Genomic DNA, 12,305 nt, shown 5'->3' with positions numbered 1-12,305 from the left:
TTGCTATGATTATCTTACGGGTTGTTGATCATCAATCAGTGATAGACATAGTGAAAATAAGGAGACTTTTTTACGAGTGAATAACGCTAAACTCAGCCAAGATGAAAACCTATCTTTTAAAGTTAGTCATCAATTATTGCCGCAAGATTATCAACGTATCGACTTGTATTTCTCACTTCCGGTTGAAATGGGTATAAATCCGAGCACTCTAAACGAAGAAGAATTCTTTTACTCGAATATTAAAAGCCACAGCGCCTATTTTGCCGATAAATTACATCTGCCGTTAGTCAGAAGTCGCTTTATTAGCCAGAATAAAGGTGAACAAAGTGATTACCGATTAAACCTTAATTTGTATTCCTATCAAGTTAAAAAAGCATTGGATGCAGATATTAAACAAACGTTGAAGCTAAAAGCGGCTGAAGAGTTTTATCCCGCGGCGGTGGAGCTGGCAGAACAAACACTGGCATTAACCAAAAAACTAAGACGTTATACTCCCTCAGATAACAAGCTGAATTCATTTTTTGAGAATGCCGACAACTATTTAAGTTGGCATATCGAACAATCATTTTTAAAGTTATTAACACTTGGGCCAAAAAGCTCGGAGTTTACTAGTGAGCGTGAAGTGCTGTTGAACTTATGCAAAGGTGAAAATAGCTATCGTGTTGATAATAAATATAACTCCCGAGTAACCCTAGATGATGCCAACCGTATCACCAATAAGATGCGTTTATTACAACGATTGATTGAATACGGCGTAGTCTTTAAACGGCAAACTCGCTATTTAAATGCTAATTTAAAGCGTTTAGTACGTGGAGTCATTACGGCAATTATCATGGCTTTTGTTATGGTACTCGTTTTAAATGCCCGTTCTAATTTTACCGAAGTAACGGTTGCTTTAGTGGCATTCCTTGGGCTTATTTATGGTTTACGTGAAACCTTTAAAGAAGACTTAACCAGTTTAATATGGCGGAAAATACAAAAAGGTCGACCAAAATGGCAAAATCTATTTACGCATAGCGTCACCAAAAAACGCATTTTGAGTCAAATTCTTTGGTTAGAATATATCAGCAGTAAAGATTTGCCTAAGTCAGTAAATGCACTATTTCAGCAACGCAGGCAGCAAAACAAGCAAGACGCACAATTATTGCATTTCCGTTGTGATAATAGAGTCATGGCGAAAGAGTTTTTACCAGGTTATGATGAAATTCAGCAACAAACTTTTTTTAATTTAACCCCTTTCGTGCGTTTCTTGAAAAAAGGCGCAGGTCGATTATATAGCTTAGAAGGGCAGAAGATATCTAGCCAAGGTGTCGAGCGCCGCTATCAAATTAATCTTATCTTGCGTCATTATTGCCAGGGCGAAGAATCTTTACAACGATTTAAAATCACTTTAAATCGTTCTGAGATAGTCAATATTGAATCCATTGGCTAACCATAATGGTTGCTAAACACAGGTGGATTTTACTGTTAACCATGACCAAGCTAAGACTGCTTAGTTTTTACTTGCTTTTGCTGGTTGTTTTCCCTACAATACGCCTCCTTAATTCAGCCTGAACTTTTTGTTCCTTGCCTCAACTGGTGTTGGCTGAGCCAGGTTATGAGGCTACAACCGTAAGGAGCTCGTAATGCGTCATTACGAAATCGTATTTATGGTTCACCCTGATCAGAGTGAACAAGTGTCTGGTATGATCCAGCGCTACACAGACTTGATTAATGCTGCTGAAGGCAAAATCCACCGTCTTGAAGACTGGGGCCGTCGTCAATTAGCATACCCAATCAATAAACTACACAAAGCACACTATGTTCTTATGAACATTGAAGCGCCACAGTCAGTTATTGATGAGCTAGAAACAGCTTTCCGTTATAACGATGTTGTTATTCGTAACATGATCATGCGTACTAAAGACGCGGTAACTGATGCATCGCCTATGGCTGTTGCTAAAGATGACCGTCGTGATGACCGTCGCGAAGTTAAGAAAGAAGTTACTACTGCGCCAGTTGAAGCTACAGAAGTCTCTACAGAAGAGAAGTCTGAAGAAGCTGCTAGCGAATAAGTAATTTGTGACTTTCTTGCAAGAAAACTCGCAAGAGAATTGCCTAGTGTTGACCGGTGAAGTGGTGAAAGCCCCTAAACAATCAACCAGCCCAGCAGGTATTGTTCATAGTCAATTTTCTATAGATCATAAGTCTATACAAAATGAATCAGGCATGAGCCGACAAGCATTTGTCAGAATACAAGTTGTCGCTACAGGTGAATTATCACACTTAACACGTGAATTAGTTGCTGGACAAAATGTAAAAGTGAATGGTTTTGTTAACCGCCACGAATCTAGAAACGGAAATCCGCTTTTAGTGTTACATGCTCAGCAAATACAAATGATTAATTAAGACTGATTGTCTATCGCTCTTTTTAAAGGGTGGGTTAAGATAATTAAGTCAGGAGAATATTATGTCTCGTTTTTTTAGACGTCGTAAGTTTTGCCGCTTCACAGCGGAAGGCGCAACCTCTATCGATTATAAAGATGTTGCAACGTTAAAAAATTATATCACTGAAAGTGGTAAAATTGTTCCTAGCCGTATCACTGGTACTGCAGCTAAATATCAACGTCAATTAACTCGTGCGATCAAACGCGCTCGTTACTTGTCATTGTTACCATACACTGACTTACACAAGTAAGCTTAAAAGGGGTTTATTATGGAAGTAATTCTTCTAGACAAAATCGCCAAATTAGGCGGCCTTGGTGACAAGGTATCTGTTAAATCAGGTTATGCTCGTAACTACTTATTACCACAAGGTAAAGCAGTATTTGCATCTGATGCTAACGTTGAGCACTTTGAAGCTCGTCGTGCTGATATCGAAGCTAAATTAGCTGGCGTATTAAAAGCAGCAGAAGCTCGTGCAGCGAAAGTTGTTGAGTTAGCTGAAGTTACTATCGCATCAAAAGCTGGTGACGAAGGTAAATTATTCGGTTCTATTGGTACTCGTGATATCGCTGATGCGATCACTGAAGCTGGCGTTGAAGTTGCTAAAGCTGAAGTACGTTTACCATTAGGTGCTATCCGCGAAACAGGTGAATTCGAAATCGCTATTCACTTACACACTGATGTTGATACTAGCATCAAAGTTGTAGTTATCGCTGAAGCATAATAACTTTGCTATGGCGTTATGCTATAGCGATTAAGTTATTAATAAAAACACCGCACTCTCTTTGAGATTGCGGTGTTTTTTTATGTCTATTGCTTAATAGGTAATTAATAGAAGGCAATGCCGTGAATAGTTAGCATTTAGCGGAAGGTAATTACGTAGGGATAATAATCAAATGCAAGACGCTTGATTGAGTAATAGCGTGCTATTACAATTGAAAGCAACGAAGACAGTTGGCTATTTTACCAAGCAGAGCCTGCTTGGATGTAGAACACTGTATCCTCAGGTCCTTTAGCTATATCAACACCCATATTAAAGCCATAGCGTCTTGCAATTAAATAGCGAAAACCAGCTCCTTTGCTAATGCGACTTGGGCTTTCTGAGAATTCTGAAAAATCATTAGTAGCTTTACCAATGCCAGCAAAGGCATTCACTTCCCAGCGTAAATTAATTTTATAGATTAGTTCAAGCTCAGACATGGCAACAGATTGTCCTTGGTATCGAGCGGCTGGAATACCACGCATACTGATGCTTGGTGTTGCATAGGGAGGTAAAAAACCATCACTGTTAGCATAATTTGCTTCTACTCTAAAGGCGGTGCGCCAATGTTTAGACAACTTGAAGTAGTGTAAAGCAGTTAACTCTGTTAACTGGTAATCAACATCAGAGCCAATAGTTTCATCAAACCAAAGATAATTGAGTTGATACTTTAAGCCATTAGTTGGCGAAAAAATGTTATCTCTTGAATCATACTCTAGAGCAAAGCCGACACCTGAGGTGGTGATATTCCTGGTCAGTAAATTAGTTAATGACTCTTGCCATTCAGGTGGAAAATTTCCAATTAGGTCGTTGATATTAGTAGGCGAAATTTCTGCGTCTATGTATCTATGAGTAGGACCTAGATAAAAGTCACTGCCAGCAAGCTTAAACTTTACTGTTTGCATAATGGCCGTTGCTTGTGTTTTTATTTCTAATGGTTTGTTAAGTGTTATGTCGCCAAAGCCGTAAAAATCAATATTCACATCACCATAACCACCGCCGCCTAAATATCTAATTCTGCCTTGATTGAAAAAACCCATGTGGCCACCGCCAAGGAAATACGAGCCATTACCAGTATAAGCACCAAAGACAGCAGAAACACTCGGAGGTAGTAAATTGTGTGCGGCTTTATCATTGTTTTCATCCTGCATAGTAGCTAATCGGGCAGACTTCTCCTCTTCAGTTTCGTGAAAAAATAAGCCCATCATGCCTAGACCACCTTCTACAGCTGGGTCGGTAATAATGACAGGTACAGGTAAAAAACCATAAGCATTTTCGGAAAGGTAGCGGGAGGCGTCAAACTTGCCATCAAGATTGTCTGTAAATAGACCTGAAGCGGCAAGGAGGCTGGCCGAATAAAGCAGAGGTAAAATAGTTATGGCGATAATTCTTAATAGGGACATGGTTACTCTTTAAAAATATTTAGAGAAAAGTCTGTTAATTGTTGAAATATACGTATATTTGTAACAATTTTCCCCTAGAAATTAGTGATTAGCAAGTGATGAATTACAAGCGGCTCTGTAAAATTTTATCTTTTAACCATTGATGCGCCGCACTATTTAAGGTGCGCTGATGTTGCAGTAAGTACAACTCAACCATATTACTTTGTGTTTGTTCAAACTGATAAACACTGACCAATTGCTCTTTATAGGGGGAGGCGTTGGCGAAAAAACTTGGGGCGATAAGTAAGCTTTCAGATGACTTTAATAATTCAACTAATATGCTTAGCTGACTGGTTTTTAATTGTATATCGCGCTTAAAACCTTGTTTGAGCAGGATACTATCAATGGGGTTAGTTAAGGTGATGCCGGAATCTTCTCGCACATTGAGATCAAGAAATCGGTAAATAAAGCAATCGGCTAATTCAACTTGTGATTGAGTAGTTAACGGATGTCCATTTCTCGCAAAAACCGCTAAGGAGAGTTTACCTAAGGAAGTGGCGATAAATGCAGCATCACTTGGCTTTTCAATATGGATGACGAAGTCTAACAGACCGGACTCAAGTGATTTGATTGAGCTTATTTTTGCAGAGTACTCTGATAACTGCACTGCGGGTGCTTCACTATTAATATTTTGTACTAGCGGTAAGAATATATTATGGCTTGCCAAAGATGGCAGTGAAATAGAAAAATGTTTATCGCAACTTTCTGGCGAAAAATCATTATCTTGTAATATTGACTCAAGTTTTTGTAATAAATCGGGTAATAAGGTTTCGATGTTTTGTGCTTTTTCTGTCGGCACAATACCACTTGAAGATCGATGAAAAAGTGGGTCGTCAAATAGATCTCTTAAGCGTTGTAGGGTTCTGCTCATTGCTGATTGTGATAAATACAAACGCTCAGCAGCTCGGCTAACATTTTTTTCTTTTAATAAAACACTGAGTGAAACTAATAAGTTGAGGTCAACTCTCGCTAATTTTTGCTCTAATGAAGCCATTGTTATCACTTGTCAATTGTCGTATTAACTGGTGAGTATATCTAATTATGCGTATGGATCATATTGTTTATGATTATAAGTCGTTTGATGACATAACATAACAGGTTTACAATTTTTCCATGGTTATTACTGAGTCCCCCTTGAAGTAAAAGAGAGGTTTATATGAAAAATTTAATATTAAGCAAAGTAAGTAATACGAATAAAAAATTTGTTAAATTCACCCTAATCTATTCGGCTCTACCGCTGGTATTACTACTTGGCGCTTGTTCAAGCAACTATGTGCCAGAGACAGATCAAAGTAGTACATATGACTTTTCCAAAATCGAGACTTATAGCGTTATTGGTGATGAGCAGCTTAAAAACCCTATGTTTAGTGATATAGACCGAGAGCGTTTTGATGCCGCGATAGATATTTCAATGCAGCAGCACAGTATTGAAGAAGTTAGTGTTGAACAAGCAGATGTTTTAGTAAGCTACTTTGTCGTTACTAAAGACAAGGTCAAAGTAAGCTCTAACGGCGGTTATGCGAGTAACTGTTATCGCTGTGGTTATAGTTATGGTGGTGGAGTTACCCATATCAGTAGCCGTAACTATGTAGAAGGAACTCTAGTCTTTGATATTGTTGATAATAAAACTAACCACAGTGTTTATCGTAGTACTTTAACTAAACCATTAAAGTCATATGAAACTGCCGAAGAACGTCAGCAGGCAATTAATAAGGTGGTAAGTGATATGATGCAGAAGTTACAGTTAGGTTAACTCTTATATCAGGAAAATACTTTAACTTGTTATATATCAGTGATCCAAGTTTAATTAATAACATATTGTACATAATCCCAATTGGTTTTAGAAAATGGAGAACTTACCAATGAACACATTTCGCAAAGCCGTTGCCGTGTTAGCGACAAGTCTAATACTAACCAGCATGCAAAGCACATGGGCTTTTTCTGATAAAAAAACACCGGGCTTTAATCATAAAATACCTGAGCAAATTATGACGCCTAATACAGTGGAAACTCGTATTGGCGATTTAAACTTTTATGACGGCATTCCTACTGATGAAACACTGAGCAAAGTTTATGACCATTTAGACTTTATCCGAGGCATTGATGTATTTTTAAACTTTATTCCTGCGACTTCCATTGAAGGTATTCGCTTAGGCTTTAAGAGTGTTGGTGTTGAACGTTCTAATGAAGTTTTGGTGTTTGATAACTTAATGGACTCAAGCCCACTATTTCTAACGGGTAATACTGACACTGTTTATGCTGGTGCTATGTTAGACCTAGAAAAAGATGGTGTTACGGTTGTTGAAATTCCACCCGGAGCTGGCCCTGGCACAGTAAATGATGCTTTCTTCCGTTTTGTTGTTGATATGGGGGCACCGGGTCCAGATGCTAAAAAAGGTGGCACTTACATTATCTTGCCGCCGGATTATGAAGGTGAGCTAAAACCAACATTAAATGGCATGCAACACAGGGGTAAAGATACTCGAATTACTACTATGATTGCAGATAAAGAAACTAAAGTTTGGGTTGCCCAATCTACCAGTTATACCAATTGGCTGATATTGCGTGGCTTTTTAAAAGATGGTAAACCTGATCATGCCTCAAATATGTGGCGCACTGGTTTGAAAATTTATCCACTAAAAGATGCTAAAAACCCCAAACCAATGACATTCGTTAATGGTAGTGGTAAGTACTTTAATACCATTCATGCCAATGATTATGAATTTTATCAAGAGTTATGGCATGTATTGCAAAAAGAGCCTATTTCCTTCTTAGATCCCGAACTGCGTGGTCAAGCGGCTGCTATTGGCATTCAAAAAGGTAAACCTTTTAATCCTGATGCACGTATGCAGGCGATATTAAAAGATGCGGTGGCTGTAGGTAACGCTACAGCGCGCAGTATTGCTTTTAAGTCACGTGATGAAAATGCTTACTTGTTTGAAGGCAAGCAGTGGTTTACCGGTTTTATTGGTCGAGACTATCAGTGGTTAAAAGATGGTGGTGCTGGTGGCCGTAATATGGATGCTAGAACATTATTCTTCTATATTGCTACTGTAAATACACCGGCAATGGCATTACAAATCCCTGGCATAGGTTCAAACTATGCGATGGTAACTGCAGATAATAAGGGTGATATCTTATATGGTGAAAAAACTTATCAAGTAACACTACCGGCTAATGCGCCGGCAAAAGATTTTTGGTCAATGGTGGCTTACGATCCGCAAACTCGTTCAGAGTTACAAGTGCCGGGCGGCTCGAAATATCCAAGCAAAAATAATAAGCGTGATGTTTTGGTCTATAACAAAGATGGCTCAGTAACGTTATACTTTGGCCCTAAAGTGCCTAAAGGTAAACCTGTTGCTAACTGGACACAAACGACACCCAATAAAGCCTGGTTTTCTATGTTACGTTTATACGGACCATTACAACCTTGGTTTGATAAAACTTGGGCACCAAGTGATTTTGAGTTAATTGACTAGTGAGTTTACCGTTTTGAGTAACCTTTATACCTAGCCTTATAAAGGTTACTCTCTCATCAGGGCTTTAAGTTTGTTTGATGACAGGCTTAATTGGTATTGACTAGCAAAGAAAATAATAGCGTGATGAGTACATAGGATGAATCATTTAGGCTAACAAGGAAAAATTTTACTTGCTGGCTTATAAATATAATGTCATAAGTTACACAATTGTTTAAAATTGTTATAAATTTCAAACAATACTTAAGCTTGTACCTCCTTATCTTATGAAAAATCTACCTCTGGTTAAATTATTACAGTTACTTTTGTTTTCTTTTACTTGTGCTAGTTATGCTAATGACAATAACCAAGCCGCTAGTGAAATAAGTAAAGCATGCGTTTCTACTTCGAAATCAGAACCACAGGTAGAGCCAAAAACAAACTCAGCTTATTTTGATCGTCTTTCCTTACAAAAAAAGTCTTCATTTGATCCCTATGTAATTACGCCTCATAAAATGACTTATCTTTTACCCTTTAGCGTTTCAGATAATATGAATAGAGAAGTCTATGAGGGAATAGGGCAATGGGGTGAAGAGATACAAAGCCTTGAAGCAAAGTTTCAATTTAGTTTAAAGATACCATTAACGCAAGGTACCATTTTTACTGAGGGTGATAGCCTTGATTTTGCTTTTACTTTGCAATCTTGGTGGCAGCTTTATAACCAAGAATTATCCCGTCCGTTTAGAGAAACAAACTATCAGCCTGAGCTATTTTATACCGCACCATTAGCGTGGCAACCATTAGGTGGTCAAACAAATATGGTGCTTGGCTTTGAACATCAATCTAATGGCCGCACACAAATGTTATCGCGAAGTTGGAATCGCTTGTATTACATTTTTACTTTTGCCAAAGATAATTATGCAGTGTCATTTCGCCCGTGGTGGAAGATTCCTGAAGGCAGTAAAGCAACAACACCTGATGAATCAGCTAATGATAATGTTGATATTTCAGATTATATGGGGCATTTCGATCTGACTTTGCTCTATAAATGGCAAAGTATTGAGTTGTCATTTGTAGGTCGCCGAAACTTTAAAGAGCATAAAGGTGGCATGGAGTTAGGTATCACCTTTCCACTTTCAGGTAAGTTAAAAGGCTACTTTCAATATACGAATGGTTACGGAGAAAGTTTAATTGACTATAATCATTCACAGCAAACGGTTGGGATTGGTATTGCCTTAACCGAAATATTTTAACCTCGCTTAATTGTTTGTTTCGGCCTGATATATGTTGACGGTTTATAGAAAAAGGCGGTTACTGCATTGAGCAGCGCCTTTTTTAATGTTGTTGCCGTTAACTTGTTTCTTTTAAGAAACGGTAGTTACCTTTAATATCATTTTGGTATTGCTGGCAAAATTGACCGAGTGGTGCTTCAGTTTTTAGTACGCCATAACCTTGATGTGCTTTACGCTCTACTCTGTCCCAACTTATACCTTCAACTGTCATATAGCCTTCACTGAAAGCCTTTAATCGAGCAAGTTCTTTGAATTTATTTTTATCTATGGGTTTATCGCAATCTCTTTCAAGATAAATTAACTTGCTGGCAGCTTCAGCCAATAATAATTCAACCGCACCTTTTTCTGCTTTAGTTAATGACTCAGTGGCTAAGGTAGCATTGCTTATTAGTAATAACATTAATATGAATTTTTTCATTGGTAACCCTCACTATTTCCATGTTTGAAGATGATTATTTTTTACTGAAGCTTAAAATAAAGTACATCTTTGTTGTCTAGCCCACGCTTGTTGTATGGCTTGTGCTAACTACAATAGGGAAATGAGTTAACTAAGTACAATGACTTAGTTGCACTAGCATTATGTGTTTGGTACATAGTACTAGTACTTATTGGTCTGTAGGGTTAATAGCGAGGTAGTTTTTCTTGCTAGTTAATGAAGTTAATCAGCTGTGTTGCTATTTAATTTCGCAGTTAACGGCTCGTAGTTAGTAATGGCGGGGAAATCAGTAATAATAGTCGCTGATTTCTTACTGTCAGGGTTGGCAATGGCCAGTAAGTGTTTAATGCCGTACTGCTGAGCAGACTTGAGTATTTCGATACTGTCATCAATAAACAGCGTGCTATCACAATCAAAGCCATGCTTTTCTTGCAGACGTTGCCATAATAACTGCGACTCTTTGCTGACGCCAAATTCATGGGTAGAGTAAAGGGTATCAAAGTATTGGTCTATTTGAGTGCGTTCAATTTTAAGTGACAGAGCCTCTGGATGAGCATTGGTCACCATGACAATATCTTTACCACTGGCTCTTAGTGCTAATAAAAAACCTTTGGCATCACTGCGCAATTGTATTAAATGTTGTATTTCTCGTTTGAGCTCTTTAATTGGCATCTGGGTTTGCTCAGACCAGTAATCGAGACAATACCATTCAATCGTACCTACAACGGCTAAGTAATCAGCTTTTAGTTTTGCTTTTGCAGCCTCTACTGAGATCGACATTTTTTCACTATAACGTAACGGCAGATGCTCTAACCAAAAATGGTTGTCAAAATGTAAATCTAAAATAGTACCGTCCATATCAATTAACACGGTAGAAATTTCTGACCAACTAATGTTTGCCATATTGGCCATTCCTTAAAATAAACTGTAGTGCAATAAATATTAACATTTTGCTATTCCAAAAGTATTGTTTATCGTGTCATTATAGTGATATCTAACGAACAAAAATAACAAAAATAACAAAAATAACTAAAGTAGCTAGCTATATGGCTGATAATAATCAACTACCTACCATAACTAATCGTAAACAAGTGGCTAAAAGTGCTTTATTTGCCATTGAGCAAGTAGATCTAACTTTTAGTAATGGTGAAGAAAGGCAATATGAGCGCATGATGGGCTCTGGTCGTGGTGCTGTGATGATAGTACCTATGCTTGACGATGAGACATTATTATTAGTTCGAGAGTATTGCGCAGGCACACACAGTTATCTATTAGGCTTTCCTAAGGGGCTTATTGACGAGGGTGAACTTCCTCATCAGGCGGCAAATCGGGAGCTAATGGAAGAAATTGGTTATGGTAGCGAGCAGCTCAATCAAGTTACCGAGCTTATGATGGCTCCTGCATTTTTTAATGCAAAAATGACTGTTTTTTTGGCTAAGCAGCTTTATAGTGCAGAGCTTGAAGGTGATGAGCCAGAGCCATTACAGGTGGTATCTTGGCCAATTAAAGACTATAAAGAACTATTACAGCAAACAGACTTTACTGAAGCACGCAGTATTGCCGCATTAATGTTAGTACGTGACCTTCTTGAAAATTAATGTTCAATGAATTGAAACGTATCACGGGTATAGTACCAAAGCACGATGAAAGAGGTATAACGATGGACCAAGATAAATTACTAAATATTGCTTTAGAAAGTGCCAAAAAAGCCGGCGTAGAAGTAATGAAATATTATCGTCAGGGAAACTATACCGCGGAAATGAAAGCTGATGAAAGCCCTGTTACCAGCGCCGATATCGCAGCCAATGATATTTTAATGGACCAGTTGAAAACACTAACACCTGATATCCCTATTATTTCTGAAGAAGTAGGAACTGTGCAGTTGAGCGAGCGAAAAGATTGGTCTCGCTATTGGTTGCTTGACCCTATAGATGGTACCGGGGAATTTATTATTGGTAGTGGCGATTTTGCTGTGAATATTGCTTTAGTAGAAAATGGCTGGCCAACGCTTGGGGTTATTCATGCTCCGGATCATTGCCTTACTTATTATGGTCAAAAGAACCTAGGTGCCTTTAAAGATAATTGCCAAGCCAGCCATGCAATTAAAGTTGCACAGTATGAAGAAAATCGCCGTATTAAAGTTGCTATCAGTCGGCGTCAGCAGCTGGAACTGATGGGGCAATATTTGAATAATGAGTATGATTATGACTATGTCGCTTTGGGAAGTTGCTCATTAAAAAACTGTCTTATCGCTGAAGGTGGTGCTGACTGTTATTTGCGTATTGGCGTAACAGGTGAGTGGGATACTGGGGCAAGTCAGTGTATTTTAGAGCAAGCTGGCGGAGATATCCTTGATAGTGAGTTTAATCCGTTAAGTTACAATAAACGAGAAAGCTTACTTAACCCTGATTTTGTTAGTTTAGGTGCGAGAAATTTTTCTTGGCAGAATATTATTAAAGCGCATAGAAAAGTATATAAATAACAACTAGCTAAACT

At 38.2% G+C, this 12,305-nt stretch carries 14 protein-coding genes; 10 read left to right on the top strand and 4 right to left on the bottom strand.

Going from position 1 to position 12,305, the window contains the following annotated elements:
- Positions 1–76: 76 nt before the first annotated feature.
- The 5 genes from GAB14E_RS04320 (at position 77) to rplI (ending at position 3,148) form a co-directional block, all read left to right on the top strand.
- On the top strand, positions 77–1,432 hold the full coding sequence (locus GAB14E_RS04320; RefSeq protein WP_033083823.1) for a hypothetical protein: 1,356 nt from the start codon (positions 77–79) through the stop codon (positions 1,430–1,432).
- Positions 1,433–1,625: 193 nt separating this feature from the next.
- Positions 1,626–2,054 (top strand): 30S ribosomal protein S6, encoded by a 429-nt coding sequence (gene rpsF, locus GAB14E_RS04325; RefSeq protein WP_033083822.1) that lies wholly within the window; start codon positions 1,626–1,628, stop codon positions 2,052–2,054.
- A gap of 7 nt (positions 2,055–2,061) precedes the next feature.
- Positions 2,062–2,388 (top strand): primosomal replication protein N, encoded by a 327-nt coding sequence (gene priB, locus GAB14E_RS04330; protein WP_231562093.1) that lies wholly within the window; start codon positions 2,062–2,064, stop codon positions 2,386–2,388.
- Between the two features lie 61 nt (positions 2,389–2,449).
- Positions 2,450–2,677, top strand: a complete 228-nt coding sequence (rpsR, locus tag GAB14E_RS04335; RefSeq protein ID WP_019029522.1) for a 30S ribosomal protein S18 — start codon at positions 2,450–2,452, stop codon at positions 2,675–2,677.
- An 18-nt stretch (positions 2,678–2,695) separates the two neighbouring features.
- Positions 2,696–3,148, top strand: coding sequence for a 50S ribosomal protein L9 (gene rplI / locus GAB14E_RS04340; RefSeq protein WP_033083821.1), 453 nt, complete (start codon positions 2,696–2,698; stop codon positions 3,146–3,148).
- Positions 3,149–3,387: 239 nt separating this feature from the next.
- On the opposite strand, the gene GAB14E_RS04345 is transcribed toward rplI, so the two are convergent.
- Together GAB14E_RS04345 and GAB14E_RS04350 are read right to left on the bottom strand one after the other, a co-directional pair.
- A complete protein-coding gene (locus GAB14E_RS04345) occupies positions 3,388–4,587 on the bottom strand; it encodes a BamA/TamA family outer membrane protein (RefSeq protein ID WP_033083820.1) in 1,200 nt (399 codons plus the stop codon).
- Between the two features lie 103 nt (positions 4,588–4,690).
- On the bottom strand, positions 4,691–5,620 hold the full coding sequence (locus GAB14E_RS04350) for a LysR family transcriptional regulator (protein ID WP_033083819.1): 930 nt from the start codon (positions 5,618–5,620) through the stop codon (positions 4,691–4,693).
- Positions 5,621–5,782: 162 nt separating this feature from the next.
- On the opposite strand from GAB14E_RS04350, the gene GAB14E_RS04355 reads away from it, so the two are divergent.
- The 3 genes from GAB14E_RS04355 (at position 5,783) to GAB14E_RS04365 (ending at position 9,334) form a co-directional block, all read left to right on the top strand.
- Positions 5,783–6,379 carry a DUF4136 domain-containing protein gene (locus GAB14E_RS04355; protein ID WP_033083818.1) on the top strand — a complete coding sequence of 199 codons (597 nt, stop codon included), beginning with the start codon at positions 5,783–5,785 and terminating at the stop codon, positions 6,377–6,379.
- A 109-nt stretch (positions 6,380–6,488) separates the two neighbouring features.
- Positions 6,489–8,105, top strand: coding sequence for a DUF1254 domain-containing protein (locus GAB14E_RS04360; protein ID WP_033083817.1), 1,617 nt, complete (start codon positions 6,489–6,491; stop codon positions 8,103–8,105).
- Positions 8,106–8,368: 263 nt separating this feature from the next.
- Positions 8,369–9,334 carry a phospholipase A gene (locus GAB14E_RS04365; protein WP_033083816.1) on the top strand — a complete coding sequence of 322 codons (966 nt, stop codon included), beginning with the start codon at positions 8,369–8,371 and terminating at the stop codon, positions 9,332–9,334.
- A gap of 97 nt (positions 9,335–9,431) precedes the next feature.
- Here the strand turns inward: GAB14E_RS04365 and GAB14E_RS04370 are convergent, their stop codons facing one another.
- Together GAB14E_RS04370 and yrfG are read right to left on the bottom strand one after the other, a co-directional pair.
- Positions 9,432–9,791 (bottom strand): hypothetical protein, encoded by a 360-nt coding sequence (locus GAB14E_RS04370; protein ID WP_081967883.1) that lies wholly within the window; start codon positions 9,789–9,791, stop codon positions 9,432–9,434.
- A 240-nt stretch (positions 9,792–10,031) separates the two neighbouring features.
- Complete coding sequence (yrfG, locus tag GAB14E_RS04375; protein WP_033083814.1) at positions 10,032–10,712, bottom strand: GMP/IMP nucleotidase; 681 nt, start codon at positions 10,710–10,712, stop codon at positions 10,032–10,034.
- Positions 10,713–10,855: 143 nt separating this feature from the next.
- Here yrfG and nudE point away from each other — a divergent pair, with 143 nt between their 5' ends.
- Positions 10,856–11,407, top strand: a complete 552-nt coding sequence (gene nudE / locus GAB14E_RS04380) for an ADP compounds hydrolase NudE (protein ID WP_033083813.1) — start codon at positions 10,856–10,858, stop codon at positions 11,405–11,407.
- A gap of 62 nt (positions 11,408–11,469) precedes the next feature.
- Positions 11,470–12,291: a 3'(2'),5'-bisphosphate nucleotidase CysQ gene (cysQ, locus tag GAB14E_RS04385; RefSeq protein ID WP_033083812.1), complete on the top strand. Its 822-nt coding sequence runs from the start codon at positions 11,470–11,472 to the stop codon at positions 12,289–12,291.
- Positions 12,292–12,305 lie beyond the last annotated feature (14 nt).

The organism is Colwellia psychrerythraea (assembly GCF_000764185.1).
Taxonomy (GTDB): domain Bacteria; phylum Pseudomonadota; class Gammaproteobacteria; order Enterobacterales; family Alteromonadaceae; genus Colwellia; species Colwellia psychrerythraea_B.
The sequence above is the reverse complement of the archived record's forward strand: the minus strand, read 5'-3'. Positions and strand labels throughout refer to the sequence as shown.

Coding starts and splice junctions, on each gene's coding strand:
- GAB14E_RS04360 (WP_033083817.1), top strand. CDS start 6,489: ATGAACACATTTCGCAAAGCCGTTGCCGTGTTAGCGACAAGTCTAATA.
- rplI (WP_033083821.1), top strand. CDS start 2,696: ATGGAAGTAATTCTTCTAGACAAAATCGCCAAATTAGGCGGCCTTGGT.
- nudE (WP_033083813.1), top strand. CDS start 10,856: ATGGCTGATAATAATCAACTACCTACCATAACTAATCGTAAACAAGTG.
- GAB14E_RS04355 (WP_033083818.1), top strand. CDS start 5,783: ATGAAAAATTTAATATTAAGCAAAGTAAGTAATACGAATAAAAAATTT.
- GAB14E_RS04345 (WP_033083820.1), bottom strand. CDS start 4,587: ATGTCCCTATTAAGAATTATCGCCATAACTATTTTACCTCTGCTTTAT.
- yrfG (WP_033083814.1), bottom strand. CDS start 10,712: ATGGCAAACATTAGTTGGTCAGAAATTTCTACCGTGTTAATTGATATG.
- rpsR (WP_019029522.1), top strand. CDS start 2,450: ATGTCTCGTTTTTTTAGACGTCGTAAGTTTTGCCGCTTCACAGCGGAA.
- GAB14E_RS04365 (WP_033083816.1), top strand. CDS start 8,369: ATGAAAAATCTACCTCTGGTTAAATTATTACAGTTACTTTTGTTTTCT.
- GAB14E_RS04370 (WP_081967883.1), bottom strand. CDS start 9,791: ATGAAAAAATTCATATTAATGTTATTACTAATAAGCAATGCTACCTTA.
- cysQ (WP_033083812.1), top strand. CDS start 11,470: ATGGACCAAGATAAATTACTAAATATTGCTTTAGAAAGTGCCAAAAAA.
- rpsF (WP_033083822.1), top strand. CDS start 1,626: ATGCGTCATTACGAAATCGTATTTATGGTTCACCCTGATCAGAGTGAA.
- GAB14E_RS04350 (WP_033083819.1), bottom strand. CDS start 5,620: ATGGCTTCATTAGAGCAAAAATTAGCGAGAGTTGACCTCAACTTATTA.